This is a genomic window from Streptococcus sp. SK140 (assembly GCF_000259525.1).
Taxonomy (GTDB): domain Bacteria; phylum Bacillota; class Bacilli; order Lactobacillales; family Streptococcaceae; genus Streptococcus.
The window spans coordinates 1-25,432 of sequence record NZ_AJML01000030.1; the positions used below are offsets into that span (position 1 = coordinate 1).

Annotated in this window: 31 protein-coding genes and 1 pseudogene; 31 read left to right on the forward strand and 1 reads right to left on the reverse strand. The window is 39.8% G+C overall.

Annotation, left to right across the window (positions count from 1 at the left end; translation table 11 throughout):
* The 29 genes from rplX to gap form a co-directional block, all read left to right on the forward strand.
* Positions 1 to 252: 50S ribosomal protein L24 (gene rplX, locus HMPREF1116_RS08425; protein ID WP_000316092.1), on the forward strand; the 252-nt coding region annotated here is incomplete at its 5' end.
* A gap of 23 nt (positions 253 to 275) precedes the next feature.
* On the forward strand, positions 276 to 818 hold the full coding sequence (rplE, locus tag HMPREF1116_RS08430) for a 50S ribosomal protein L5 (RefSeq protein ID WP_000013542.1): 543 nt from the start codon (positions 276 to 278) through the stop codon (positions 816 to 818).
* 17 nt (positions 819 to 835) lie between these two features.
* On the forward strand, positions 836 to 1,021 hold the full coding sequence (locus tag HMPREF1116_RS08435) for a type Z 30S ribosomal protein S14 (RefSeq protein WP_001085699.1): 186 nt from the start codon (positions 836 to 838) through the stop codon (positions 1,019 to 1,021).
* Between the two features lie 213 nt (positions 1,022 to 1,234).
* Positions 1,235 to 1,633: a 30S ribosomal protein S8 gene (gene rpsH, locus HMPREF1116_RS08440; protein WP_000245504.1), complete on the forward strand. Its 399-nt coding sequence runs from the start codon at positions 1,235 to 1,237 to the stop codon at positions 1,631 to 1,633.
* Between the two features lie 185 nt (positions 1,634 to 1,818).
* Positions 1,819 to 2,355, forward strand: coding sequence for a 50S ribosomal protein L6 (gene rplF, locus HMPREF1116_RS08445; RefSeq protein WP_000086625.1), 537 nt, complete (start codon positions 1,819 to 1,821; stop codon positions 2,353 to 2,355).
* An 83-nt stretch (positions 2,356 to 2,438) separates the two neighbouring features.
* The gene (rplR, locus tag HMPREF1116_RS08450) at positions 2,439 to 2,795 is read left to right on the forward strand and encodes a 50S ribosomal protein L18 (protein ID WP_000624044.1); all 357 of its coding nucleotides are present in this window, start codon (positions 2,439 to 2,441) and stop codon (positions 2,793 to 2,795) included.
* 17 nt (positions 2,796 to 2,812) lie between these two features.
* Positions 2,813 to 3,307, forward strand: coding sequence for a 30S ribosomal protein S5 (gene rpsE / locus HMPREF1116_RS08455; protein ID WP_000874203.1), 495 nt, complete (start codon positions 2,813 to 2,815; stop codon positions 3,305 to 3,307).
* Positions 3,308 to 3,320: 13 nt separating this feature from the next.
* Complete coding sequence (rpmD, locus tag HMPREF1116_RS08460) at positions 3,321 to 3,503, forward strand: 50S ribosomal protein L30 (protein ID WP_000057243.1); 183 nt, start codon at positions 3,321 to 3,323, stop codon at positions 3,501 to 3,503.
* Positions 3,504 to 3,649: 146 nt separating this feature from the next.
* Positions 3,650 to 4,090, forward strand: coding sequence for a 50S ribosomal protein L15 (gene rplO / locus HMPREF1116_RS08465; protein ID WP_000766079.1), 441 nt, complete (start codon positions 3,650 to 3,652; stop codon positions 4,088 to 4,090).
* 12 nt (positions 4,091 to 4,102) lie between these two features.
* A complete protein-coding gene (secY, locus tag HMPREF1116_RS08470) occupies positions 4,103 to 5,413 on the forward strand; it encodes a preprotein translocase subunit SecY (protein WP_000465391.1) in 1,311 nt (436 codons plus the stop codon).
* A gap of 155 nt (positions 5,414 to 5,568) precedes the next feature.
* The gene (locus HMPREF1116_RS08475; RefSeq protein WP_001050432.1) at positions 5,569 to 6,207 is read left to right on the forward strand and encodes an adenylate kinase; all 639 of its coding nucleotides are present in this window, start codon (positions 5,569 to 5,571) and stop codon (positions 6,205 to 6,207) included.
* A 117-nt stretch (positions 6,208 to 6,324) separates the two neighbouring features.
* Entirely contained in the window at positions 6,325 to 6,543 is a 219-nt protein-coding gene (gene infA / locus HMPREF1116_RS08480) for a translation initiation factor IF-1 (protein WP_001029883.1), read from the forward strand.
* 24 nt (positions 6,544 to 6,567) lie between these two features.
* Positions 6,568 to 6,684, forward strand: a complete 117-nt coding sequence (rpmJ, locus tag HMPREF1116_RS08485) for a 50S ribosomal protein L36 (RefSeq protein WP_001808836.1) — start codon at positions 6,568 to 6,570, stop codon at positions 6,682 to 6,684.
* Between the two features lie 17 nt (positions 6,685 to 6,701).
* Positions 6,702 to 7,067, forward strand: a complete 366-nt coding sequence (gene rpsM / locus HMPREF1116_RS08490; RefSeq protein WP_000090783.1) for a 30S ribosomal protein S13 — start codon at positions 6,702 to 6,704, stop codon at positions 7,065 to 7,067.
* 17 nt (positions 7,068 to 7,084) lie between these two features.
* Positions 7,085 to 7,468 carry a 30S ribosomal protein S11 gene (rpsK, locus tag HMPREF1116_RS08495; protein WP_001118385.1) on the forward strand — a complete coding sequence of 128 codons (384 nt, stop codon included), beginning with the start codon at positions 7,085 to 7,087 and terminating at the stop codon, positions 7,466 to 7,468.
* 42 nt (positions 7,469 to 7,510) lie between these two features.
* The gene (locus HMPREF1116_RS08500; protein WP_000568996.1) at positions 7,511 to 8,446 is read left to right on the forward strand and encodes a DNA-directed RNA polymerase subunit alpha; all 936 of its coding nucleotides are present in this window, start codon (positions 7,511 to 7,513) and stop codon (positions 8,444 to 8,446) included.
* Positions 8,447 to 8,457: 11 nt separating this feature from the next.
* Complete coding sequence (gene rplQ, locus HMPREF1116_RS08505) at positions 8,458 to 8,844, forward strand: 50S ribosomal protein L17 (RefSeq protein WP_000331493.1); 387 nt, start codon at positions 8,458 to 8,460, stop codon at positions 8,842 to 8,844.
* 463 nt (positions 8,845 to 9,307) lie between these two features.
* Positions 9,308 to 9,574 carry an ACT domain-containing protein gene (locus tag HMPREF1116_RS08510; RefSeq protein ID WP_000644115.1) on the forward strand — a complete coding sequence of 89 codons (267 nt, stop codon included), beginning with the start codon at positions 9,308 to 9,310 and terminating at the stop codon, positions 9,572 to 9,574.
* 9 nt (positions 9,575 to 9,583) lie between these two features.
* Positions 9,584 to 10,921 (forward strand): PFL family protein, encoded by a 1,338-nt coding sequence (locus tag HMPREF1116_RS08515; RefSeq protein WP_000354886.1) that lies wholly within the window; start codon positions 9,584 to 9,586, stop codon positions 10,919 to 10,921.
* Positions 10,922 to 11,250: 329 nt separating this feature from the next.
* Positions 11,251 to 11,622 carry a ribonuclease P protein component gene (gene rnpA / locus HMPREF1116_RS08520; protein ID WP_000745629.1) on the forward strand — a complete coding sequence of 124 codons (372 nt, stop codon included), beginning with the start codon at positions 11,251 to 11,253 and terminating at the stop codon, positions 11,620 to 11,622.
* Positions 11,597 to 12,424 carry a YidC/Oxa1 family membrane protein insertase gene (locus HMPREF1116_RS08525; protein ID WP_000728106.1) on the forward strand — a complete coding sequence of 276 codons (828 nt, stop codon included), beginning with the start codon at positions 11,597 to 11,599 and terminating at the stop codon, positions 12,422 to 12,424. The genes rnpA and HMPREF1116_RS08525 overlap by 26 nt, the downstream gene beginning before the upstream one ends.
* Before the next feature lie 14 nt (positions 12,425 to 12,438).
* Complete coding sequence (gene jag, locus HMPREF1116_RS08530) at positions 12,439 to 13,395, forward strand: RNA-binding cell elongation regulator Jag/EloR (protein WP_000242600.1); 957 nt, start codon at positions 12,439 to 12,441, stop codon at positions 13,393 to 13,395.
* A 55-nt stretch (positions 13,396 to 13,450) separates the two neighbouring features.
* A complete protein-coding gene (locus HMPREF1116_RS08535; protein ID WP_000935396.1) occupies positions 13,451 to 14,074 on the forward strand; it encodes a hypothetical protein in 624 nt (207 codons plus the stop codon).
* Positions 14,075 to 14,192: 118 nt separating this feature from the next.
* Positions 14,193 to 16,169, forward strand: a complete 1,977-nt coding sequence (gene tkt, locus HMPREF1116_RS08540; protein WP_000067845.1) for a transketolase — start codon at positions 14,193 to 14,195, stop codon at positions 16,167 to 16,169.
* A gap of 117 nt (positions 16,170 to 16,286) precedes the next feature.
* Positions 16,287 to 16,607 (forward strand): preprotein translocase subunit YajC, encoded by a 321-nt coding sequence (yajC, locus tag HMPREF1116_RS08545; RefSeq protein ID WP_000509386.1) that lies wholly within the window; start codon positions 16,287 to 16,289, stop codon positions 16,605 to 16,607.
* 48 nt (positions 16,608 to 16,655) lie between these two features.
* Entirely contained in the window at positions 16,656 to 17,111 is a 456-nt protein-coding gene (locus HMPREF1116_RS08550; RefSeq protein ID WP_025171293.1) for a low molecular weight protein-tyrosine-phosphatase, read from the forward strand.
* Positions 17,086 to 17,499, forward strand: a complete 414-nt coding sequence (locus HMPREF1116_RS08555; RefSeq protein WP_000429327.1) for an MORN repeat-containing protein — start codon at positions 17,086 to 17,088, stop codon at positions 17,497 to 17,499. Before HMPREF1116_RS08550 ends, HMPREF1116_RS08555 begins: the two co-directional genes overlap by 26 nt.
* Positions 17,500 to 17,799: 300 nt before the next feature.
* Entirely contained in the window at positions 17,800 to 20,451 is a 2,652-nt protein-coding gene (gene adhE / locus HMPREF1116_RS08560; protein ID WP_000763948.1) for a bifunctional acetaldehyde-CoA/alcohol dehydrogenase, read from the forward strand.
* Positions 20,452 to 20,722: 271 nt separating this feature from the next.
* A complete protein-coding gene (gene gap, locus HMPREF1116_RS08565) occupies positions 20,723 to 21,733 on the forward strand; it encodes a type I glyceraldehyde-3-phosphate dehydrogenase (protein WP_000260668.1) in 1,011 nt (336 codons plus the stop codon).
* A 73-nt stretch (positions 21,734 to 21,806) separates the two neighbouring features.
* Here the strand turns inward: gap and HMPREF1116_RS08570 are convergent, their stop codons facing one another.
* Positions 21,807 to 22,682, reverse strand: coding sequence for an RluA family pseudouridine synthase (locus HMPREF1116_RS08570; protein WP_007555508.1), 876 nt, complete (start codon positions 22,680 to 22,682; stop codon positions 21,807 to 21,809).
* Positions 22,683 to 22,770: 88 nt separating this feature from the next.
* Here HMPREF1116_RS08570 and pbp2a point away from each other — a divergent pair, with 88 nt between their 5' ends.
* On the forward strand, positions 22,771 to 24,996 hold the full coding sequence (gene pbp2a / locus HMPREF1116_RS08575; protein WP_000762770.1) for a penicillin-binding protein PBP2A: 2,226 nt from the start codon (positions 22,771 to 22,773) through the stop codon (positions 24,994 to 24,996).
* A 171-nt stretch (positions 24,997 to 25,167) separates the two neighbouring features.
* Positions 25,168 to 25,432, forward strand: a pseudogene (locus HMPREF1116_RS08580) (sigma-70 family RNA polymerase sigma factor); the annotation flags it as partial.

The window sequence follows — 25,432 nt, forward strand, 5'->3', positions numbered from 1 at the left end:
ACAGAAGCTGTTGTCCTTACTGCCCTTCCAAAAGTAAACAAAGTTATCGTTGAAGGTGTTAACATCGTTAAGAAACACCAACGTCCAACTAACGAACTTCCTCAAGGTGGTATCATCGAGAAGGAAGCAGCTATCCACGTATCAAACGTTCAAGTTTTGGACAAAAACGGTGTAGCTGGTCGTGTTGGTTACAAATTTGTAGACGGTAAAAAAGTTCGCTACAACAAAAAATCAGGCGAAGTGCTTGATTAATCACGAAGGAAAGGAGAAGTATAATGGCAAATCGTTTAAAAGAAAAATATCTTAATGAAGTAGTTCCTGCTTTGACAGAACAATTCAACTACTCATCAGTGATGGCTGTGCCTAAAGTAGATAAGATCGTTTTGAACATGGGTGTTGGTGAAGCTGTATCAAACGCTAAAAGCCTTGAAAAAGCTGCTGAAGAATTGGCGCTTATCTCAGGTCAAAAACCACTTATCACTAAAGCTAAAAAATCAATCGCCGGCTTCCGTCTTCGTGAAGGTGTTGCGATCGGTGCAAAAGTTACCCTTCGTGGTGAACGTATGTACGAATTCTTGGATAAATTGGTTTCAGTTTCACTTCCACGTGTGCGTGACTTCCATGGTGTTCCAACAAAATCATTTGATGGACGCGGAAACTACACACTTGGTGTGAAAGAACAATTGATCTTCCCAGAAATCAACTTTGATGACGTTGACAAAACTCGTGGTCTTGACATCGTTATCGTAACTACTGCTAACACTGACGAAGAGTCACGTGCATTGCTTACAGGCCTTGGAATGCCTTTTGCAAAATAATATAGGAGGTATAACTAATGGCTAAAAAATCTATGATTGCTAAGAACAAACGCCCAGCGAAGTTCTCTACTCAAGCATACACTCGCTGTGAACGTTGTGGACGTCCACACTCAGTTTACCGCAAGTTTAAACTTTGCCGTGTTTGCTTCCGTGAATTGGCATATAAAGGTCAAATCCCTGGTGTAACAAAAGCATCTTGGTAATATCATGATACAAAGAGCGTAACAACCATAGCAAAAATAGGAGATTTGGTGCAAGAGCGATGCTCCAAGACAAATCTATCTTTTTTGCCCAGGTTGTAGCTCGTGTTCAAATGAGAGTTATCTTGTTTGAATGTGTCAATACTATCTGAGCCCAGCTCAATCATTAACTAGCAAGTGCAACTTGCAAACTACTAGTAAGAGGAGAAAAATAAAATGGTTATGACTGACCCAATCGCAGACTTCCTAACTCGTATTCGTAACGCTAACCAAGCAAAACACGAAGTACTTGAAGTACCTGCATCAAACATCAAAAAAGGGATTGCAGAAATCCTTAAACGCGAAGGTTTTGTTAAGAACGTAGAAATCATCGAAGATGACAAACAAGGCATCATCCGTGTATTCCTTAAATACGGACCAAACGGTGAAAAAGTTATCACAAACTTGAAACGTGTTTCTAAACCAGGACTTCGTGTCTACAAAAAACGTGAAGACCTTCCAAAAGTACTTAACGGTCTTGGAATTGCTATCCTTTCAACTTCTGAAGGTTTGCTTACTGATAAAGAAGCACGCCAAAAGAACGTTGGTGGAGAAGTTATCGCTTACGTTTGGTAATATTTAGCTCCCAATTTCTTTGTGACTCTTCGTTATCGTCTCTAGCCTAACCCAAAGTTATGCCTGCGAGACGATGCTAGATTCACTTTGAAATTGAAACCTAAATGTTCCTTTAATCGAGAAATCGATTTAACCCCGTGAAAACTGGCCGTTCTGGCCTGACAATTTAACAGGAGAATAAAAACATGTCACGTATTGGTAATAAAGTTATCGTGTTGCCTGCTGGTGTTGAAATCACTAACAATGACAACGTTGTAACTGTAAAAGGACCTAAAGGAGAACTTACTCGTGAGTTCTCAAAAGATATTGAGATTCGTGTGGAAGGTACTGAAGTAACTCTTCACCGTCCAAACGATTCAAAAGAAATGAAAACTATCCACGGAACTACTCGTGCTCTTTTGAACAACATGGTTATTGGTGTATCAGAAGGATTCAAGAAACAACTTGAAATGCGTGGGGTTGGTTACCGTGCACAACTTCAAGGATCAAAACTTGTTTTGGCTGTTGGTAAATCACATCCAGACGAAGTTGAAGCTCCAGAAGGAATTACTTTTGAACTTCCAAACCCAACAACAATCGTTGTTAGCGGAATTTCAAAAGAAGTAGTTGGTCAAACAGCTGCTTACGTACGTAGCCTTCGTTCACCAGAACCTTACAAAGGTAAAGGTATCCGTTACGTTGGCGAATATGTTCGTCTTAAAGAAGGTAAAACAGGTAAATAATATTGAGTGGTTGATTTTCAGCCACCAATATCATTTCCAACTTTGTGCATAGCACACGATTTAAAACTAAAGAGGTGAAAACTGTGATTTCTAAACCAGATAAAAACAAACTCCGCCAAAAACGCCACCGTCGCGTTCGCGGAAAACTCTCTGGAACTGCTGATCGCCCACGTTTGAACGTATTCCGTTCTAATACAGGCATCTACGCTCAAGTTATTGATGACGTAGCGGGTGTAACGCTCGCAAGTGCTTCAACTCTTGACAAAGAAGTTTCAAAAGGAACAAAAACTGAACAAGCCGTTGCTGTCGGTAAACTCGTTGCAGAACGTGCAAACGCTAAAGGTATTTCAGAAGTGGTGTTCGACCGCGGTGGATATCTATATCACGGACGTGTGAAAGCTTTGGCTGATGCAGCTCGTGAAAACGGATTGAAATTCTAATAGGAGGACACTAGAAAATGGCATTTAAAGACAATGCAGTTGAATTAGAAGAACGCGTAGTTGCTGTTAACCGTGTTACTAAAGTTGTTAAAGGTGGACGTCGTCTTCGTTTTGCAGCTCTTGTAGTCGTTGGTGACCACAACGGTCGCGTAGGATTTGGTACTGGTAAAGCTCAAGAAGTTCCAGAAGCAATCCGCAAAGCAGTAGAAGATGCTAAGAAAAACTTGATCGAAGTTCCTATGGTTGGAACAACAATCCCACACGAAGTTATTTCAGAATTCGGTGGAGCTAAAGTATTGTTGAAACCAGCTGTAGAAGGTTCTGGAGTTGCCGCTGGTGGTGCTGTTCGTGCCGTTATCGAGTTGGCAGGTGTAGCTGATGTTACATCTAAATCTCTTGGCTCAAATACTCCAATCAACATTGTTCGCGCAACTGTTGAAGGTTTGAAACAATTGAAACGCGCTGAAGAAGTTGCTGCCCTTCGTGGTATTTCAGTTTCTGATTTGGCATAAGAAAGGGGATAAAATGGCTCAAATTAAAATTACTTTGACTAAGTCTCCAATCGGACGCATTCCATCACAACGTAAAACTGTTGTAGCACTTGGACTTGGCAAATTGAACAGCTCTGTTATTAAAGAAGATAACCCAGCAGTACGTGGTATGATTACTGCAGTATCTCACTTGGTAACAGTTGAAGAAGTAAACTAATTAAATTTTAGGGGATGTGCAGTATACCATCCCCTAAAACTAGATATAGTCATCTTTGATGACAAACGTATAGGCGAGTTGATAGGAGAGACAACCTTTTCTCTCTTATCGGCGCTAGCATTTTACAAAAGAGGAGAAAATATATAATGAAACTTCATGAATTGAAACCTGCAGAAGGTTCTCGTAAAACTCGTAACCGTGTTGGTCGTGGTACTTCATCAGGTAACGGTAAAACATCTGGTCGTGGTCAAAAAGGTCAAAAAGCTCGTAGCGGTGGCGGAGTACGTCTTGGTTTTGAAGGTGGACAAACTCCATTGTTCCGTCGTCTTCCAAAACGTGGATTCACTAACATCAACGCTAAAGAATACGCAATTGTTAACCTTGACCAATTGAACGTCTTTGAAGATGGTGCAGAAGTAACTCCAGTTGTTCTTATTGAATCAGGAATTGTTAAAGCTGAAAAATCAGGTATCAAAATTCTAGGTAACGGTGAGTTGACTAAGAAATTGTCTGTAAAAGCAGCTAAATTCTCTAAATCAGCTGAAGAAGCTATCACTGCTAAAGGTGGTTCAGTAGAAGTCATCTAAGAGAGGTGACCTATGTTTTTTAAATTATTGAGAGAAGCCTTCAAAGTCAAGCAAGTTCGATCAAAAATTCTTTTTACAATTTTTATCGTCTTTGTCTTCCGTATCGGGACTAGCATTACGGTTCCATGGGTGAATGCCAATAGCTTGAATGCTTTGAGTGGTCTATCTTTTCTAAATATGTTAAGTTTGGTGTCTGGTAATGCCATGAAAAACTTTTCAGTTTTTGCACTTGGTGTTAGTCCATACATTACTGCTTCTATCGTTGTCCAACTCTTACAAATGGATTTATTACCAAAGTTTGTAGAGTGGGGCAAACAAGGGGAAGTTGGTCGTAGAAAATTGAACCAGGCAACGCGATATATTGCCCTTGTTCTTGCATTCGTGCAATCTATCGGAATTACTGCTGGTTTTAATGCTTTATCTGGAGCCAAACTTTTGACTGTTCCTTTAACACCACAAGTTTTCCTTGTGATTGGAGCAATCCTAACAGCGGGTAGTATGATTGTAACTTGGTTGGGAGAGCAAATTACTGATAAGGGTTATGGGAATGGTGTTTCCATGATCATCTTTGCAGGGATTGTTGCTTCAATTCCTGATATGATCAAGGGTATCTATGTTGACTACTTTGTCAATGTACCAAGCAGTCGCTTGACTTCATCCCTCATTTTTGTTGCTATCTTAATTGTAGCAGTCTTATTGATTGTTTACTTTACAACTTATGTTCAACAAGCTGAATATAAGATACCAATTCAGTATACCAAGGTAGCACAAGGAGCACCGTCAAGTTCCTATCTTCCATTGAAGATTAACCCTGCAGGAGTTATTCCAGTTATCTTTGCTAGCTCGATTACTGCAGCACCAGCGGCAATTTTACAATTTGTAAGTGCATCTGGTCTTGATTGGGCCTGGGTACGTAGTGCTCAGGAGTTGCTATCTACAACAGCCCCTACAGGTATCGCTTTGTACGCTCTGTTGATTATCCTCTTTACATTCTTCTATACATTTGTACAGATTAATCCAGAGAAGGCAGCAGAAAATTTGCAAAAGAGCGGTGCTTATATCCACGGTGTCCGTCCTGGTAAAGGGACAGAAGAGTATATGTCAAAACTTCTTCGTCGTCTCGCAACAGTCGGTTCCCTCTTCCTAGGTGTCATTTCTATTTTACCTATTGTAGCTAAGGATTTATTCGGTCTTTCAGAAGTCGTTGCTTTTGGGGGAACAAGTCTTTTGATCATTATCTCAACAGGTATTGAAGGAATTAAACAATTGGAAGGTTATTTATTGAAACGTAAGTATGTTGGTTTCATGAATACAACAGAATAATTGTAATAGAAAAGAAAATTCACTATTGCTCAGAGAGTGGAGTTTAAAAATCAAAGACCTTGTCAGATTTTTATCTCCTCTCTTCTATTTTGTTTTTAAATAGGAGTTGAAATGAATTTTTGCTTCTATTTAAAAACAAAAAAGGAGTTTGAATCATGAATCTTTTGATTATGGGCTTACCTGGTGCAGGTAAGGGTACACAGGCAGCAAAAATTGTTGAACAATTTCATGTTGCTCATATCTCAACAGGTGATATGTTCCGCGCGGCAATGGCTAACCAAACTGAAATGGGTGTCTTAGCTAAGTCTTATATCGACAAAGGCGAGTTGGTTCCAGATGAAGTTACAAATGGTATCGTGAAAGAGCGTCTCTCACAAGATGACATTAAAGAAACTGGTTTCTTGTTGGACGGGTACCCACGTACAATTGAACAAGCTCATGCCTTGGATAAAACTTTAGCTGAATTAGGGATTGAGCTTGAAGGTGTTATTAACATCGAAGTAAATCCAGATTGTCTTTTGGAGCGTTTGAGTGGTCGTATCATTCACCGTGAAACTGGCGAAACTTTCCACAAAGTTTTCAATCCACCAGTTGACTACAAAGAAGAAGATTATTACCAACGTGAAGATGACAAACCTGAAACAGTAAAACGTCGTTTGGATGTTAATATTGCCCAAGGTGAACCGATTATTGCACATTATCGTGCTAAAGGTTTGGTGCATGATATCGAAGGTAATCAAGATATCAATGATGTATTTGCAGATATCGAAAAAGTATTGACAAAATTGAAATAAAAGCGTTTTTCATGCTTGCAAAATGTCTCTACAAATGTTATACTGAGTTAGTCTGACTTATAATTGTTGTCTCTGTGTCTAGAGGCATCAAATCGAAATTTATGGAGGTACTTTTGCGTGGCAAAAGACGATGTGATTGAAGTTGAAGGCAAAGTAGTTGATACTATGCCGAATGCAATGTTTACGGTTGAACTTGAAAATGGACATCAGATTTTAGCAACAGTTTCTGGTAAAATTCGTAAAAACTATATTCGTATTTTAGCGGGAGATCGTGTTACTGTCGAAATGAGTCCATATGACTTGACACGTGGACGTATCACTTACCGCTTTAAATAATCGAAAAACTTGGAGGGATAAGAAATGAAAGTAAGACCATCGGTCAAACCAATTTGCGAATACTGTAAAGTGATTCGTCGTAATGGTCGTGTTATGGTAATTTGCCCAGCAAATCCAAAACACAAACAACGTCAAGGATAAGATAGAAAGGAGAAAACATGGCTCGTATTGCTGGAGTTGACATTCCAAATGACAAACGCGTAGTAATTTCATTGACTTATGTGTACGGTATCGGACTTCCAACATCTAAGAAAATCTTGGCAGCTGCTGGAATTTCAGAAGATGTACGTGTTCGCGATCTTACACCAGATCAAGAAGATGCTATCCGTCGTGAAGTGGATGCAATCAAAGTTGAAGGTGACCTTCGTCGTGAAGTTAACTTGAACATCAAACGTTTGATGGAAATCGGTTCATACCGTGGTATTCGTCACCGTCGTGGACTTCCTGTCCGTGGACAAAACACTAAAAACAACGCTCGCACTCGTAAAGGTAAAGCTGTTGCGATTGCTGGTAAGAAAAAATAATATAGGAGGTAAAAGTCTTGGCTAAACCAACACGTAAACGTCGTGTGAAAAAGAATATCGAATCTGGTATTGCTCATATTCACGCTACATTTAATAACACTATTGTTATGATTACTGATGTGCATGGTAATGCAATTGCTTGGTCATCAGCTGGTGCTCTTGGTTTCAAAGGTTCTCGTAAATCTACACCATTTGCTGCTCAAATGGCTTCTGAAGCTGCTGCTAAATCTGCACAAGAACACGGTCTTAAGTCAGTTGAAGTTACTGTTAAAGGTCCAGGTTCTGGTCGTGAGTCAGCTATTCGTGCTCTTGCTGCCGCTGGTCTTGAAGTAACAGCAATTCGTGATGTGACTCCAGTGCCACACAATGGTGCTCGTCCTCCAAAACGTCGCCGTGTATAATCATAACCTTACACTGCTTTTCGTTTAAGAGGGAGTAACTAAATGATCGAGTTTGAAAAACCAAATATAACAAAAATTGATGAAAATAAAGATTATGGCAAGTTTGTAATCGAACCGCTTGAACGTGGTTACGGTACAACACTTGGTAACTCTCTTCGTCGTGTACTTCTAGCTTCTCTTCCAGGGGCTGCTGTAACATCTATCAATATCGAAGGTGTATTGCATGAATTTGATACAGTTCCGGGTGTTCGCGAAGACGTGATGCAAATCATTCTGAACATCAAAGGTATTGCAGTAAAATCTTACGTTAAAGACGAAAAGATCATTGAACTAGATGTGCAAGGTCCTGCTGAAATTACAGCTGGAGATATCTTGACAGATAGCGACATTGAAATTGTAAATCCAGATCATTATCTCTTTACAATCGGTGAAGGTTCTTCTCTAAAAGCGACAATGACTGTTAACAGTGGTCGTGGATATGTACCTGCTGATGAAAACAAAAAAGATAATGCACCAGTTGGAACACTTGCTGTAGATTCTATTTATACACCAGTTACAAAAGTCAACTATCAAGTTGAACCTGCTCGTGTAGGTAGCAATGATGGTTTCGACAAATTAACCCTTGAAATCTTGACTAATGGAACAATTATTCCAGAAGATGCTTTAGGGCTTTCAGCACGTATCTTGACAGAGCACCTTGATTTGTTTACAAATCTTACAGAGATTGCTAAGTCAGCAGAAGTGATGAAAGAAGCTGATACTGAATCGGACGACCGTATCTTGGAACGTACGATTGAGGAACTTGACTTGTCTGTGCGTTCATACAACTGTTTGAAACGTGCCGGTATCAACACTGTGCATGATTTGACAGAAAAATCTGAAGCAGAGATGATGAAAGTAAGAAATCTTGGACGCAAGAGTTTGGAAGAAGTGAAAGTCAAACTCATTGATTTGGGTCTTGGATTAAAAGATAAATAAAGGAGGAATAAATGGCTTACCGTAAACTAGGACGCACTAGCTCACAACGTAAAGCAATGCTTCGCGATTTGACAACTGACCTTTTGATCAACGAATCAATCGTGACAACTGAAGCTCGTGCTAAAGAAATCCGTAAAACTGTTGAAAAAATGATTACTCTAGGTAAACGTGGTGATTTGCATGCACGTCGTCAAGCAGCTGCTTTCGTACGTAATGAAATCGCATCTGAAAACTATGATGAAGCAACTGATAAGTACACTTCTACTACAGCACTTCAAAAATTGTTCTCAGAAATCGCACCTCGTTATGCTGAACGTAACGGTGGATACACTCGTATCCTTAAAACTGAACCACGTCGTGGTGATGCAGCGCCAATGGCGATCATCGAATTAGTATAAAATCATCAATTTTGTTGAGTGTTATGATGATGGAGTCTTGTGCTCTTAGTCTAGCTCTGGTCTACCGCTAGGACTTATGTCCTAGCGGGAACACTCATCATAAGATGATAAGGTAGACGCTTGTTTACGAAATTGTTTTTTACTTAAGAACAATTTCGTAAGCAGGCGTTTTTGAGTATTTTATTAAGAAATATGCTATACTATTGAAAAAGAAAATCAACAATGTTCATTTTTTCAAAAATATTCTATAAAGAGGTTATGAGCCAATATATTATCAGTTTTAAGTTCTAAACTAGCGACTTGGTAAAAAATATTAGCCTGGTACAAGATCACCTAAGAGATTTTTTAGGGTTTCAACTTGGATAATTATTCACTATTAAGTGATTTAGTTACTCTATCCCCCTTTTTCATTTTATTTTTGTCCAAAATGGATATCGTTCTGTGTTAGAAATGGAGTTTAATCATGAAAGCTATTATTACTGTTGTTGGTAAAGATAAATCTGGAATTGTTGCAGGTGTTGCGACAAAAATTGCTGAATTAGGCTTAAATATTGATGATATCTCACAAACAGTCTTAGACGAATTCTTTACTATGATGGCTGTGGTATCTAGTGATGAAAAACAAGATTTTACACATCTTAGAAACGAATTTGAGGTTTTTGGTCAGACTTTGAATGTCAAAATCAATATTCAAAGTGCGGCTATTTTTGATGCTATGTACAATATCTAGGAGGTATTTATGGATATTAGACAAGTTACCGAAACAATCGCCATGATTGAGGAGCAAAATTTTGACATTAGAACCATTACCATGGGGATTTCCCTTTTGGACTGTATCGATCCAGATATCAATCGTGCTGCGGATAAAATATATGAAAAGATTACTACAAAAGCAGCTAATTTAGTAGCTGTTGGGGATGAAATTGCGGCTGAGTTAGGAATTCCTATTGTAAATAAACGTGTGTCTGTAACTCCAATTTCCTTGATTGGTGCTGCTACCGATGCGACGGATTATGTAGTCTTAGCTAAAGCACTGGATAAAGCTGCGAAAAAAATTGGTGTTGACTTCATTGGTGGTTTTTCAGCCTTGGTACAAAAGGGTTATCAAAAAGGTGATGAAATCCTTATCAACTCCATTCCTCGTGCCTTAGCAGAAACGGATAAGGTGTGTTCATCTGTAAATATCGGTTCTACCAAATCGGGCATCAATATGACTGCAGTAGCGGATATGGGACGCATTATCAAGGAAACAGCTTCTTTATCTGATATGGGGGCGGCTAAATTGGTTGTATTTGCCAACGCGGTAGAGGACAATCCTTTTATGGCAGGCGCTTTTCATGGTGTTGGTGAAGCAGATGTCATCATCAATGTCGGTGTTTCTGGTCCAGGTGTTGTTAAACGTGCCTTGGAAAAGGTTCGTGGTCAGAGCTTTGATGTTGTTGCTGAAACTGTTAAAAAAACAGCCTTCAAGATTACCCGTATTGGTCAATTAGTCGGTCAAATGGCTAGTGAGCGACTTGGAGTTGATTTTGGAATTGTTGATCTGAGTTTGGCTCCAACTCCAGCAGTGGGTGATTCTGTAGCCCGTGTCCTTGAGGAAATGGGGTTAGAGACAGTTGGGACTCATGGAACGACTGCTGCCTTGGCTCTCTTGAACGACCAAGTTAAAAAAGGTGGAGTTATGGCTTGCAACCAAGTTGGTGGTTTGTCAGGTGCCTTTATCCCAGTTTCTGAGGACGAGGGGATGATTGCTGCTGTGCAAAATGGCTCCCTTAATTTGGAAAAACTAGAAGCTATGACAGCTATCTGTTCAGTTGGTTTGGATATGATTGCCATTCCTGAAGATACACCTGCAGAAACAATTGCAGCAATGATTGCGGATGAAGCTGCTATCGGAGTCATCAATATGAAAACAACTGCTATACGTATTATTCCAAAAGGAAAAGAAGGCGATATGATTGAGTTTGGTGGGCTTTTAGGAACAGCTCCAGTCATGAAAGTTAACGGTGCCTCGTCTGTTGACTTCATTGCACGTGGAGGGCAAATCCCAGCTCCGATCCATAGTTTTAAAAATTAAAAAGAAGTGGAATCTTTTTAAGTTGGATTTAAGGATAGACCTGTATACTACTATCATTAAATAAAGACCTCCTAACTTTATTTAATTAAAATCCTAACTTTTTCATAATAATCTCCTACAAAAGTCACTCCAAAGGGTGACTTTTGTTTTATCTCAAGAGAAAATAAAGAAAGTAGCATGTTCAAATTTGTAAATTTGTTCAAAAATAAGATGATTTAAAGGATAAAACCAGTTTTTTCATTCTGTAAAATGGGCTAAAACCTTGCTATGATTGGCTTTTTGAAAAATTATGGTATAATAGTAGTAGTTTTAATAGATGGAGTTGAATTTTGAAAAAACGCTTTCGTGTAAAAAAAGAGAAAGATTTTAGTGCAATATTTAAAAAAGGGGAGAGTTTTGCTAATCGTAAATTTGTTATTTATCGATTAGAAAATACTGAACAGCATTTTCGAGTTGGCCTATCTGTCAGTAAAAAATTAGGAAACGCTGTCACGAGGAATCAGATCAAGAGAAGAATTCGCCATATTCTGATTGAACATAAAAATCAGTTGGTTGAAAATGTAGATTTTGTTGTGATTGCTCGAAAAGGTGTTGAAATCTTGGACTACGCGGAAATGGGAAAAAATCTACTTCACGTATTAAAGTTATCAAAGATTTACCAGGAAGGAAATGGGAGTGAAAAAGAAATTACAGTTGACTAGCTTAATGGTGCTTGCTTTATTTGTGATGAGCGCCTGCACGGCTAGTGGTACGACGAGTGAGATTACAGCTGAATCAACAGGTTTTTGGAGTAAATTTGTTTATTTTTTTGCTGAAACCATTCGCTTTTTATCATTTGATACAAGTATTGGTCTGGGGATTATTTTATTTACCCTTCTAATCAGAACCATTCTTTTACCAGTCTTTCAGATACAAATGGTGGCATCTAGAAAGATGCAAGAAGTACAACCACTGGTTAAGGAGTTGCGAGAACGTTATCCGGGACGGGATATGGAGAGCCGTACCAAGTTGGACCAAGAAATGCGTCAGTTGTTCAAGCAACATGGTGTCAAACAGTCAGCTTCTCTTTGGCCAATCTTAATCCAAATGCCAGTCTTGTTGGCCTTGTTCCAAGCTTTGAGTAGGGTAGAATTTCTAAAAACGGGTCATTTCTTATGGATTAACCTTGGTGGTGTTGATACGACTTTCGTTTTGCCTATTCTGGCAGCTATCTTTACTTTCCTTAGCACCTGGTTATCCAATAAGGCCATGGTTGAGAAAAATGGCGCCATGACAGGGATGATGTATGCAATGCCAGTCATGATTTTCTTCTTTGCCATGTATTCACCAAGTGGGGTTGCCTTATACTGGGCGGTATCCAATGCTTATCAGGTGCTCCAAACCTATCTGCTCAACAATCCATTCAAGATTATTGCAGAGCGTGAGGCGGGAGTACAGGCTAAGAAGGATTTAGAAATCAAGAAGAGAAAAGCTCTCAAGAAAGCACAGAAAAAGAAAAAGTAAGGAGGAATCTTGTAATGGTATTATTTACAGGTTCAACTGTTGAGGAAGCAATCCAAACGGGATTGAAGGAATTGGGGATTCCTAGAATGAAGGCGCATATTAAGGTTGTCTCAAGGGAGAAAAAAGGTTTCTTTGGCCTTTTTGGGAAGAAACCAGCGCAAGTTGATATCGAAGCAATTAGTGAGACAACTGTTGTGAAGGCAAATCAGCAAGCAGTCAAAGGAGTTCCAAAGGAAGTTAATGCTAAGAACGAACCCGTTAAGACTGTTAGTGAGGCAACAGTAGACTTAGGTCATGTTGTTGAAGCAATCAAGAAAATCGAGGAAGAAGGACAAGCGATCTCTGAAGAGGTTAAGGCCGAAATTCTAAAAAATGAGAAAGAGGCTAGTACAATTTTAGAGGAGACTGGTCATATTGCCATTCTAAAAGATTTACTGCCAGAAGAATCTAAAGAGCAGGAAGAAGTCGAGCAGAATGATGATTTAGAAAATCTAGGTTTGAAGATTGAACCGACCTATGATATTGACCAGGTGGTCGAAGAAGTGACCAACTATGTTCAAGGTATTATTGATGATATGGATGTTGAGGGAGCAATTTCAAGTACCTCAAATCGCCGTTCTATCAATATGCAAATTGATACTAATGAACCGGGCCGTATTATCGGTTACCATGGTAAGGTTTTGAAATCTCTTCAGCTTTTAGCACAAAATTATCTTTATAACCGCTATTCAAGAACCTTCTATATTACCATCAATGTTAATGATTATGTAGAGCACCGTGCAGAAGTCTTGCAGAGCTATGCACAGAAATTAGCTACACGTGTCCTAGAAGAGGGGCGTAGTCAGGTGACTGATCCAATGTCTAGTAGCGAACGTAAAATCATCCATCGTATTATTTCACGTATGGAGGGTGTCACTAGTTATTCAGAAGGTGATGAACCAAATCGTTACGTTGTGGTTGATACAGAATAATCAAAGCAAAATCAGGGGCACCCTGATTTTTTGCTAGCTAAGGGAGGTTGATCTTATGTTGAATACAATGAGAGAATATCTAGCTTTCTCTGGTTTACAGTATCAAAAACCCGAGAGGGCAGGTCAAGAAGCTGAAAAAATGCTTTATTTGAGGAGCAAGGGGCAGGAGGCCAGAAAGGTCTTTACACACTTAGCCAAGGCTTTTCAAGAAAGACATCCAGAATGGGATCTCCAAGGGACGAGTCAGTGGATGAATCAAGCCCAACGTTTGCGACCGCATTTCTGGGCCTATCTACAGCGTGAGGGAGAAGTGACAGAGCCTATGTTGGCCCTTCGTTTGTATGGAAGCACTTCTGATTTTGGAGTTTCACTAGAAGTGAGTTTTATAGAACGTAAGAAGGATGATAAAACTTTAGACAAACAGGCCAAGGTCCTAGAAGTTCCAGTGGCAGAAGGGATTTACTATCTAGTCTACTCAAATGGAGAAAGTCACAAGATGGAGGCTACTGAGGAAAATCGTCAAATTTTAAGAGAAAAACTATCCCATCAGGAAGTCCGCAAAGTTTTAGTTAAATCGGATGTTCCAGTGACAGACAGACAATCTCTAGACAAGTTTTTAGATGAATTAGATAAATCTTTTGAAAAACTATTACCTTACTATCAAGCAACTAGAAATTAGTATAATCGATTGATTCATTTTATAGTAAATTGTTTTATTGCTATTCTAGATATTTTTTCATATAATAGTAAAATAAGATGCGTGATAGACCTATCACCTCAAAGAGAAAGGAAATTCTATGTCAAATCTATCTGTTAATGCGATTCGTTTTCTAGGTATTGACGCTATCAATAAAGCGAACTCAGGTCACCCAGGGGTGGTTATGGGAGCTGCACCGATGGCATATAGCCTATTCACTAAAGAACTTCGTATCAATCCAGCTCATCCAAACTGGATTAACCGCGACCGTTTTATTCTTTCAGCTGGTCACGGATCAATGCTCCTCTATGCTCTTCTCCACCTTTCAGGATTTGAAGATGTGAGCATGGATGAAGTAAAGAACTTCCGTCAATGGGGTTCTAAAACACCAGGTCACCCAGAATTTGGTCATACAGCAGGGGTTGATGCAACAACAGGTCCTCTAGGACAAGGGATTGCGACTGCGACAGGTTTTGCACAAGCAGAACGTTTCCTTGCAGCTAAGTACAACCGTGAAGGTTATAACATCTTTGACCACTACACTTACGTTATCTGTGGAGATGGTGACTTGATGGAAGGTGTCTCAAGCGAAGCTGCTTCTTATGCAGGCTTGCAAAAGCTTGACAAGTTGGTTGTTCTTTATGATTCAAATGATATCAACTTGGATGGTGAGACAAAAGATTCATTCACAGAAAGTGTTCGCGATCGTTACAATGCCTACGGTTGGCATACAGCCTTGGTAGAAGATGGAACAGACTTAGAAGCTATTCATGCTGCTATTGAAGAAGCTAAGGCTTCAGGCAAACCATCTTTGATCGAAGTGAAAACTGTTATTGGATATGGTTCTCCAAACAAACAAGGGACTAATGCGGTACACGGTGCTCCTCTTGGTGCAGACGAAACTGCAGCAACTCGCCAAGCCCTTGGTTGGGACTACGAACCATTTGAAATCCCGGCAGAAGTTTATGCTGATTTCAAAGAAAATGTTGCAGACCGTGGTGCATCAGCATACGAAGCATGGACAAAACTAGTCGCAGATTATAAAGAAGCTCATCCAGAACTTGCTGCAGAAGTGGAAGCAATCATCGAAGGGCGCGATCCAGTTGAATTGACTCCAGAAGACTTCCCAGCTTTAGAGAATGGCTTCTCTCAAGCAACTCGTAACTCAAGCCAGGATGCTTTGAATGTAGTAGCTGCTAAATTGCCAACCTTCCTTGGTGGATCAGCTGACCTTGCTCATTCAAATATGACTTACATCAAAACTGATGGCCTTCAAGACGATGCAAATCGCTTGAATCGTAACATCCAATTTGGTGTTCGTGAATTTGCTATGGGTACTGTCTTGAACGGAATGGCTCTTCACGGTGGACTTCGTGTTTATGGTGGAACATTCTTCGTATTCTCAGACTATCTTAAGGCAGCAGTTCGATTGTCAGCTCTACAAGGTCTTCCTGTAACTTATGTCTTCACCCACGATTCTATCGCAGTCGGAGAAGATGGTCCAACTCATGAACCAATTGAGCACTTGGCGGGTCTTCGTGCGATTCCAAACCTCAATGTTTTCCGTCCAGCAGATGCGCGTGAAACTCAAGCAGCTTGGTACCTTGCAGTGAAGAGCGAGAAAACACCAACTGTTCTTGTCTTGACTCGTCAAAACTTGACTGTTGAAGAAGGAACAGACTTTGACAAGGTTGCGAAAGGTGCTTATGTTGTCTATGAAAATGCAATTGACTTTGACACTATTTTGATTGCGACTGGTTCAGAGGTTAATCTTGCTGTTGCAACTGCTAAAGAATTGGCAAGTCAAGGTGGCAAAGTTCGCGTAGTCAGCATGCCATCTACAGATGTATTTGATGCACAAGATGCAGCCTACAAAGAAGAGATTCTACCAAATGCAGTTCGTCGCCGTGTAGCAGTTGAAATGGGAGCAACTCAAAACTGGTACAAATACGTTGGTCTTGATGGAGCAGTTCTTGGTATTGATACCTTTGGAGCATCTGCCCCAGCATCAAAAGTGCTGGCAGAGTATGGATTTACAGTTGAAAACTTAGTAGAACTTGTAAACAACTTGAAATAAGAAAAATCAGGGCATTTGCTCTGGTTTTTTATTGACCTAAAATCAAGGTGCAATCTTGTAAAAACAAGTGAAATTTGATATAGTAGTTTTATCTGAATTACAAAGGAGTAAAAAATAATGGGTGGGAATTTAACATTCTTGATTATGCTTGTTTTGATGTTCGGCTTGATGTTCTTCATGCAACGTTCTCAAAAGAAACAAGCTGAAAAACGTATGGAGAGCCTCAACAAACTTCAAAAAGGCTACGAAGTAATCACTATCGGTGGTCTCTACGGTACAGTCGACGAAGTTGATACTGAAAACAAAACGATTGTACTTGATGTAGACGGAGTATACTTGACTTTCGAATTAGGTGCAATTAGAACAGTTTTGCCAGTCAAAGAAGCTGTCACACCTGAAGGTGCAGTTATCGAAGAAGGCAGTGCTATTGAAGAATAAAACGGGGTGGAATGCATTCCCGTTTTTCTATAAATGAGAGGAACAATGATGAAAAAAGTTGTCTTTGTCTGTCTTGGCAATATTTGTCGTAGTCCTATGGCGGAATTTGTAATGAAATCCCTGACCGATAAATATGAGATTCAAAGTCGAGCGACTTCTTCCTGGGAACACGGTAATCCAATCCACAAAGGGACGCAAGGCATCTTTCGAAGTCATGGCGTTCCTTATGATACTTCAAAAACTTCCCAACAAATTTCTAAAAAAGATTTTGAGTATTTTGACTATATCATTGGGATGGATGAGTCTAATCTCGCTGATTTGCGTCAGATGTGTCCACAAGAACAACAATACAAGATACAGCCTTTTGCATCTGAAAGCGTTCCAGATCCCTGGTATACAGGTGATTTTGAAGAAACTTATGACCGAGTTTTAACTGGTTGCCAGGCTTGGTTAAGTCGCTTAGAAAATGAGAGTGAACATGGAAAATTTAAAACAACTCTATGAAAAATATAGTGTCTATTTAACACGTCCCCGTTTAGAAATTGCGACAGTGATTGTCATTATTGTCTGTGCAGGTCTCGTATTTCTGACCAATCTTCCAAAACAGGGCGTTCTTAAGCTGGATAACGATGCTATTATTTATGACGGGAGCCTAGTTCGTGGTAAGATGAATGGTCAGGGCACTGTTACCTTCTCAAACGGTGATACCTATACTGGAGAATTTAGCAATGGTGCCTTCAATGGTAAAGGTACCTACCAAGCTAAAGCAGGTTGGTTATATGAGGGAGACTTTGTAAATGGCCAAGCTGAAGGAAAAGGAAAACTGACTACCGAACAAGAAGTAGTCTATGAAGGGGACTTCAAACAAGGTTTATTTCAACAAGCACAATAACCTCCTCCTAGAAGGAGGTATTCTTTCAGAACAACAGAAAGCGCTTACATGGAAATAAAAACGGCTTACAAGACTCTTTTACAACTAAGTTTGTGAAAAATAAAACTTTTATGGAATAATTCACAAACTTTAAGTGAAAAAGTGCATGTGTGGGTATATTTGAAATTGTTTTCACAAGCAAATAAAAAAAGTTTGTGAAATGTCTATGAAACTGTTTACAAACGTTTAAAAAAGAGTTATAATAAACTTGTGAAAAAATTAACAAAGGACTTACAATCCTTGAAAGCTATGGAGGAAAATATGGCTGATAAAAAAACTGTAACACCAGAAGAAAAGAAACTCGCTGCTGAAAAGCATGTCGATGGTTTGGTGCAAAAAGCTTTAGTTGCCCTTGAAGAAATGCGTAAACTTGACCAAGATCAAGTCGATTATATCGTAGCAAAAGCTTCAGTTGCAGCACTTGATGCTCACGGAGAATTGGCTTTACATGCGTTTGAAGAAACAGGACGTGGAGTATTTGAAGATAAAGCAACTAAAAACCTATTTGCTTGTGAGCACGTAGTAAACAACATGCGCCACACTAAAACAGTTGGTGTTATCGAAGAAGATGATGTAACAGGATTGACTCTTATCGCTGAACCAGTTGGTGTTGTTTGTGGGATCACTCCAACAACAAACCCTACTTCAACAGCAATCTTTAAAGCGTTGATTTCATTGAAGACTCGTAATCCTATTGTCTTTGCATTCCACCCATCAGCTCAAGAATCATCAGCTCACGCAGCTCAAATCGTGCGTGATGCAGCTATTAAAGCAGGTGCTCCTGAAAACTGTGTACAGTGGATTACTGAACCATCTATGGAAGCAACTAGTGCATTGATGAACCACGAAGGTATTGCAACTATCCTTGCAACAGGTGGTAATGCCATGGTTAAAGCGGCATACTCATGTGGTAAACCAGCTCTTGGGGTAGGTGCCGGAAATGTTCCAGCTTATGTTGAAAAATCAGCTAACATCCGCCAAGCTGCTCACGATATCGTAATGTCTAAATCATTTGACAACGGTATGGTCTGTGCATCTGAACAAGCGGTTATCATTGATAAAGAAATTTACGATGAATTTGTAGCAGAGTTCAAATCTTACCACACTTACTTTGTAAACAAAAAAGAAAAAGCTCTTCTTGAAGAGTTCTGCTTCGGAGTGAAAGCAAACAGCAAAAACTGTGCTGGTGCAAAATTGAACGCTGACATCGTTGGTAAACCAGCAACTTGGATTGCAGAACAAGCAGGATTTACTGTTCCAGAAGGAACAAACATTCTTGCTGCAGAATGTAAAGAAGTTGGTGAAAACGAGCCATTGACTCGTGAAAAATTGTCACCAGTTATCGCAGTTTTGAAATCTGAAAGTCGTGAAGATGGTATTGCCAAAGCTCGTCAAATGGTTGAATTTAACGGTCTTGGGCACTCAGCTGCCATCCATACTGCTGATGAAGAATTGACTAAAGAATTTGGTAAAGCTGTTAAAGCTATTCGTGTTATCTGTAACTCACCTTCTACTTTCGGTGGTATCGGGGACGTTTACAATGCCTTCTTGCCATCATTGACACTCGGATGTGGTTCTTACGGACGTAACTCAGTTGGGGATAACGTTAGCGCCATTAACCTCTTGAACATCAAAAAAGTCGGAAGACGGAGAAATAACATGCAATGGATGAAACTTCCTTCAAAAACATACTTTGAACGTGATTCAATTCAATACCTTCAAAAATGTCGTGACGTTGAGCGTGTCATGATCGTTACTGACCATGCTATGGTAGAGCTTGGTTTCCTTGATCGTATCATCGAACAACTTGACCTTCGTCGCAATAAGGTTGTTTACCAAATCTTTGCAGATGTAGAACCAGATCCAGATATCACTACAGTTGAACGTGGTACTGAGATTATGCGCTCTTTCAAACCAGATACAATCATCGCTCTTGGTGGTGGATCACCAATGGATGCTGCTAAAGTTATGTGGCTCTTCTACGAGCAACCAGAAGTGGACTTCCGTGACCTTGTACAAAAATTCATGGATATCCGTAAACGTGCCTTCAAATTCCCATTGCTTGGTAAGAAGACTAAATTCATCGCGATCCCAACTACATCTGGTACAGGATCTGAAGTAACTCCATTTGCCGTTATCTCTGATAAAGCAAACAACCGTAAATACCCAATCGCTGACTACTCATTGACACCAACTGTGGCAATCGTAGACCCTGCCTTGGTATTGACAGTGCCTGGATTTGTTGCTGCTGATACTGGTATGGACGTATTGACTCACGCAACTGAAGCATACGTATCGCAAATGGCTAGCGACTATACTGACGGACTTGCTCTTCAAGCCATCAAACTTGTATTCGAAAACCTTGAAAGCTCAGTTAAGAATGCAGACTTCCACTCACGTGAGAAAATGCATAACGCTTCAACAATCGCTGGTATGGCCTTTGCCAATGCCTTCCTAGGTATTTCTCACTCAATGGCCCATAAGATTGGTGCGCAATTCCACACAATCCATGGTCGTACAAATGCAATCTTGCTTCCATACGTTATCCGTTACAACGGTACTCGCCCAGCTAAGACAGCTACATGGCCTAAGTACAACTACTACCGTGCAGACGAGAAATATCAAGATATCGCTCGTATGCTTGGACTTCCAGCTTCTACACCAGAAGAAGGGGTTGAATCTTTTGCAAAAGCTGTTTACGAACTCGGTGAGCGCGTAGGTATCGAAATGAACTTCAAAGCACAAGGTGTTGACGAAAAAGAATGGAAAGAACATTCACGTGAGTTGGCCTTCCTTGCTTATGAAGACCAATGTTCACCTGCAAACCCACGTCTTCCAATGGTTGACCATATGCAAGAAATCATCGAAGATGCTTACTATGGTTACAAAGAAAGACCAGGACGCCGTAAATAATTAATTAATTATCAGCCAAAACCGAGGGTAAACCTCGGTTTTTTATGCTTAGAGAATATGTTTTTATTAAGAAATGCATAGAATTGGAGTAGGCTGCAAGGCTAAGTAAAGAAATGAAAATATTGCCAAAGCTTATCAGAAAAACAAGGCCAGCGCTTGCAATTAAACTCAAATAGTTATATAATAGGTATGTTGAAAGGTGATTTGTAGTGATTCAAGTTACTCTTTTCACAATAAAATTTTCATGATTTTCATAAGGAGGAAATCACTAATGGTAGTTAAAGTTGGTATTAACGGTTTCGGACGTATCGGTCGTCTTGCTTTCCGCCGTATCCAAAACGTAGAAGGTGTTGAAGTTACTCGCATCAACGACCTTACAGATCCAGTTATGCTTGCACACTTGTTGAAATATGACACAACTCAAGGTCGTTTCGACGGAACTGTGGAAGTTAAAGAAGGTGGATTTGAAGTTAACGGTAAATTCATCCGTGTTTCTGCTGAACGTGATCCAGAACAAATCGACTGGGCTAACGACGGTGTAGAAATCGTTCTTGAAGCTACTGGTTTCTTTGCTAAGAAAGCAGCTGCTGAAAAACACTTGCACCCAGGTGGAGCTAAGAAAGTTGTTATCACTGCTCCTGGTGGAAACGACGTTAAAACAGTTGTATTCAACACTAACCACGATGTTCTTGATGGTACTGAAACAGTTATCTCAGGTGCTTCATGTACTACAAACTGCTTGGCTCCAATGGCTAAAGCTCTTCAAGACAACTTTGGTGTTGTAGAAGGATTGATGACTACTATCCACGCTTACACTGGTGACCAAATGATCCTTGACGGACCACACCGTGGTGGTGACCTTCGTCGTGCTCGCGCTGGTGCAGCAAACATCGTTCCTAACTCAACTGGTGCTGCTAAAGCTATCGGTCTTGTAATCCCAGAATTGAACGGTAAACTTGACGGATCTGCACAACGTGTTCCAACTCCAACTGGATCAGTTACTGAATTGGTAGCTGTTCTTGAAAAGAACGTTACTGTTGATGAAGTGAACGCAGCTATGAAAGCAGCTTCAAACGAATCATACGGTTACACAGAAGATCCAATCGTATCTTCAGATATCGTAGGTATGTCTTACGGATCATTGTTTGACGCAACTCAAACTAAAGTTCTTGACGTTGACGGTAAACAATTGGTTAAAGTTGTTTCATGGTACGACAACGAAATGTCATACACTGCACAACTTGTACGTACTCTTGAATACTTCGCTAAAATTGCTAAATAATTCTTGAGTTGATAAAAGCAAGGCTAACTGGTCTTGCTTTTTTTGTATCTATAAGAAAAAATGGATGATAGTGTCATCCATTTTGGTTTAATTCTCTTTCAAATGTGTCTGATAGCGCAGTAAAGCTTAATTTGTTTAAGGTCAGAGGATGGACAAAGGAAAGTTTAAATGCATGAAGCATTAGTCTCTTAGTTTTTGAGTGTGGATTGTAGAGCGGGTCTCCTAGGATTGGATGTCCGTGGTGAGATAGATGAACCCGAATCTGATGAGTTCGCCCTGTTTTTAATCGACAACGAACGAGACTAGTTTTGTTTTGAAATTGTTTCAATCGAGTTACATGAGTTTCGGCATATTGACCATTTTTTTGATCCACAACTCGTTTTCTACGATCGTGACGATCGCGACCGATTTTGTCTCGAAAGACAAGCTCTTTAGTTCCTATTTTTCCCTCAACCAGAGCCCAGTATTCGCGGGAGATTTCTTTTTTCTCCAATAATCGATTGAGGATGGGCAGTATAAATGGATTTTTAGCAAATAGTACGAGTCCACTTGTTTCTTTGTCTAGTCTATGAACGACATAGCAAGTTTGACCTACATAGGCGCTGACATGGTTGAGAAGAGCAATCTCATCTGGTTGATTCCCGTGAGTCTTCATACCTTCAGGTTTGTTAACGATAATCAAATGTTGGTCTTGGTAGACTTCTTGGACAAGATTAGGATTCCCCCAAACAATTTCTTTTGTAGGATAATCCTCCTCATCAAAAATCAGTTGACATTCATCTCCGGATTTGACAGTTTGATGCCAGTGGACTTCTTCTTGATTGATGAGAATGTGCTTTTTAATTCTCAAGAAATGCCGTATTTTTCTCGGAATGAGTAGTTGTTCTTCCAAGAAGACTTTGACAGTCATTTCAGGAAGAGAGTCAGGAATAACAAAGGTAAATTTCATACAGATATTGTAACAAAAAATAGATTATTTGGATAGAGAAACTAGCTAAATTCTTGTCATCCTATGGGGAAGATGATAAAATAAACGCATGAAATTAGATACATTATTTGAAAAGTTTCTTTCTTTATTTAAAAAAGAAGAAGCTGAAATGGAAGAAATAGAAATCGACGAAGCTAATAATGAAGAAAATACCTCGACTAATTTAAGACGGTCAAGAGGTGGGCGAAAGAAAGTTGGGCAAGTCGGCCCCATTCGAAAATTTTGGCGTCGCTATCATCTGACAAAAATCTTTCTAATTCTCGGACTAAGTGCAAGCTTGTTTGTTGGGGTCTATCTATTTGCCTTGGCTAAATCGACAAATGTTACAGACTTGCAGAATGCTTTGAAAACACGAACGGTGATTTTTGACAGAGAAGAGAATGAGGCTGGTGCCTTGTCAGGCCAAAAAGGGACCTATGTTGAACTTTCGGAAATTAGTGAAGATTTGCAGAATGCTGTTATTGCGACAGAAGATAGAAGCTTCTATAAAAATAGCGGAATTAACTATAGTCGCTTTTTCCTAGCTATCCTAACAGCTGGTCGCTCGGGTGGTGGTTCTACAATTACCCAACAGTTAGCGAAAAATGCTTATCTTTCACAAGACCAAACTGTTCAGAGAAAGGCTAAAGAATTCTTCCTTGCTTTAGAATTAACCAAAAAATACAGTAAAAAAGAAATTCTAACCATGTATTTGAACAATGCCTACTTCGGTAATGGAGTTTGGGGTGTTGAGGATGCTAGTAAGAAGTACTTTGGAGTTTCGGCATCAGAATTAACTCTTGATGAAGCCGCCACTTTAGCAGGTATGCTTAAAGGCCCAGAATTGTACAATCCTCTGAATTCTATTGAGCATTCAACTAATCGAAGAGATACTGTCTTACAAAATATGGTGGCTGCCGGCTACCTTGATAAAAATAAGGAAGCAGAAGCAGCAAGTGTTGATATGGCTTCTCAATTGAAAGATAGTTATGAAGGGAAAATATCAGACTACCGTTATCCTTCTTATTTTGATGCAGTTGTTAATGAAGCTATTGAAAAGTATAATCTAACAGAGGAAGAAATCGTTAATAACGGTTATCGAATTTATACGGAGCTAGATCAAAATTACCAAGCAAATATGCAGGTTATCTATCAAAATACTTCGCTCTTTCCGACAGCTGAAGATGGGACACATGCAGAGTCTGGTAGTGTCGCTTTGGAGCCAAAAACGGGTGGAGTTCGAGGAGTTGTTGGTCGAGTGGCAGGGGATGATAAGACAGGTTTCAGAAATTTTAACTATGCAACCCAATCAAAAAGAAGCCCAGGGTCGACTATTAAACCCTTGATAGTGTACACACCAGCGGTTGAAGCGGGTTGGTCTCTTAATAAGGAGTTGGATAATCATACCATGCAATATGGTGATTATAAAGTAGACAACTACGCAGGAATCAAGACATCACGAGAAGTACCCATGTATCAAGCTTTGGCTAAATCTCTAAATTTACCTGCAGTAGCTACTGTTAAAGAACTTGGAATTGATAAAGCCTTTGAAGCGGGTGAAAAGTTTGGTCTCAACATGAGCGATGTAGATCGTGTGCTTGGAGTAGCTTTAGGTGGTGGCGTAGAAACGAACCCTCTTCAGATGGCCCAAGCCTACGCAGTGTTTGCAAATGAAGGACTCATGCCGGATGCTCACTTTATCACCCGTATTGAAAATGCTAGTGGTCAAGTGATTGCTACTCATAAAAATACTCAAAAACGAGTGGTTGACAAATCGGTAGCTGATAAAATGACCAGTATGATGTTAGGTACTTTTACAAATGGTACAGGAGTCAGTTCGTCTCCAGATGATTATGTCATGGCTGGAAAAACAGGAACAACAGAGGCAGCCTTTAACCCAGAATATACCAGTGATCAATGGGTGATTGGCTATACCCCTGATTTAGTGATTAGTCACTGGCTTGGTTTCCCTACTACTGATGAAAATCACTATTTAGCAGGTTCAACTTCGAATGGTGCTGCTCACATTTTTAGAAGTATGGCGGAAACAATCCTACCATATACGCCAGGTAGCACCTTTACAGTTGAAAATGCTTATAAAATGAATGGTATTGCACCAGAAAATACACCTAAACAAACTACAAGTGATACTAGTACGCAGTCGGATGATATATTAGCAGATATTCGTGGACGAGCACAAAATCTGGTCGATGAAGCAGGAAAAGCTATTTCAGATGCTAAAATTAAAGAAAAGGCTCAGACTGTATGGGATACCATTGTAGATCTCTTTCGCTAATACGTTTATAAGCTAAAAGACAAGGATTCAAATCTTTGTCTTTTTTACCCTCACTTGTCAGTATTCATACTTCCTGATACACTTTGGACTTGAAAAAACACAAGACAGAAACCAAAGCCCCTCTTTCCTCCTTTCTCTGCTAAACTAAAAGCAGAGAAAGGGGGAAAGCAAATGCTTGAGAAGTATTATGCAAAGGTAAAAGGAATTGTTCATAAATGTAGAAAAGATTATTATCTCCATCTATGGGAAAAAGAGGATTGGGACCAAGAAGGCATGATCTGTCTCCATGAACTTCTAGAAAAGCATCCAGAACTAGTGGAAGAAGAAAAGAAACTCTACGTCTACTTCAAAACAAAATTTCGCAATCGAATCCTTGATAGCGTCAGAAAACAAGAGAGTCAAAAACGTCGCCTAGACCGGATGGCCTACGAAGAAG

Excerpts from the sequence above, each read along its gene's own strand:
- rplE (WP_000013542.1), top strand. The coding sequence starts at position 276 with ATGGCAAATCGTTTAAAAGAAAAATATCTTAATGAAGTAGTTCCTGCT.
- HMPREF1116_RS08435 (WP_001085699.1), top strand. The coding sequence starts at position 836 with ATGGCTAAAAAATCTATGATTGCTAAGAACAAACGCCCAGCGAAGTTC.
- rpsH (WP_000245504.1), top strand. The coding sequence starts at position 1,235 with ATGGTTATGACTGACCCAATCGCAGACTTCCTAACTCGTATTCGTAAC.
- rplF (WP_000086625.1), top strand. The coding sequence starts at position 1,819 with ATGTCACGTATTGGTAATAAAGTTATCGTGTTGCCTGCTGGTGTTGAA.
- rpsE (WP_000874203.1), top strand. The coding sequence starts at position 2,813 with ATGGCATTTAAAGACAATGCAGTTGAATTAGAAGAACGCGTAGTTGCT.
- rpmD (WP_000057243.1), top strand. The coding sequence starts at position 3,321 with ATGGCTCAAATTAAAATTACTTTGACTAAGTCTCCAATCGGACGCATT.
- rplO (WP_000766079.1), top strand. The coding sequence starts at position 3,650 with ATGAAACTTCATGAATTGAAACCTGCAGAAGGTTCTCGTAAAACTCGT.
- secY (WP_000465391.1), top strand. The coding sequence starts at position 4,103 with ATGTTTTTTAAATTATTGAGAGAAGCCTTCAAAGTCAAGCAAGTTCGA.
- HMPREF1116_RS08475 (WP_001050432.1), top strand. The coding sequence starts at position 5,569 with ATGAATCTTTTGATTATGGGCTTACCTGGTGCAGGTAAGGGTACACAG.
- rpmJ (WP_001808836.1), top strand. The coding sequence starts at position 6,568 with ATGAAAGTAAGACCATCGGTCAAACCAATTTGCGAATACTGTAAAGTG.
- rpsM (WP_000090783.1), top strand. The coding sequence starts at position 6,702 with ATGGCTCGTATTGCTGGAGTTGACATTCCAAATGACAAACGCGTAGTA.
- HMPREF1116_RS08500 (WP_000568996.1), top strand. The coding sequence starts at position 7,511 with ATGATCGAGTTTGAAAAACCAAATATAACAAAAATTGATGAAAATAAA.
- rplQ (WP_000331493.1), top strand. The coding sequence starts at position 8,458 with ATGGCTTACCGTAAACTAGGACGCACTAGCTCACAACGTAAAGCAATG.
- HMPREF1116_RS08510 (WP_000644115.1), top strand. The coding sequence starts at position 9,308 with ATGAAAGCTATTATTACTGTTGTTGGTAAAGATAAATCTGGAATTGTT.
- HMPREF1116_RS08515 (WP_000354886.1), top strand. The coding sequence starts at position 9,584 with ATGGATATTAGACAAGTTACCGAAACAATCGCCATGATTGAGGAGCAA.
- jag (WP_000242600.1), top strand. The coding sequence starts at position 12,439 with ATGGTATTATTTACAGGTTCAACTGTTGAGGAAGCAATCCAAACGGGA.
- HMPREF1116_RS08535 (WP_000935396.1), top strand. The coding sequence starts at position 13,451 with ATGTTGAATACAATGAGAGAATATCTAGCTTTCTCTGGTTTACAGTAT.
- tkt (WP_000067845.1), top strand. The coding sequence starts at position 14,193 with ATGTCAAATCTATCTGTTAATGCGATTCGTTTTCTAGGTATTGACGCT.
- yajC (WP_000509386.1), top strand. The coding sequence starts at position 16,287 with ATGGGTGGGAATTTAACATTCTTGATTATGCTTGTTTTGATGTTCGGC.
- HMPREF1116_RS08550 (WP_025171293.1), top strand. The coding sequence starts at position 16,656 with ATGAAAAAAGTTGTCTTTGTCTGTCTTGGCAATATTTGTCGTAGTCCT.
- HMPREF1116_RS08555 (WP_000429327.1), top strand. The coding sequence starts at position 17,086 with ATGGAAAATTTAAAACAACTCTATGAAAAATATAGTGTCTATTTAACA.
- adhE (WP_000763948.1), top strand. The coding sequence starts at position 17,800 with ATGGCTGATAAAAAAACTGTAACACCAGAAGAAAAGAAACTCGCTGCT.
- gap (WP_000260668.1), top strand. The coding sequence starts at position 20,723 with ATGGTAGTTAAAGTTGGTATTAACGGTTTCGGACGTATCGGTCGTCTT.
- HMPREF1116_RS08570 (WP_007555508.1), bottom strand. The coding sequence starts at position 22,682 with ATGAAATTTACCTTTGTTATTCCTGACTCTCTTCCTGAAATGACTGTC.
- pbp2a (WP_000762770.1), top strand. The coding sequence starts at position 22,771 with ATGAAATTAGATACATTATTTGAAAAGTTTCTTTCTTTATTTAAAAAA.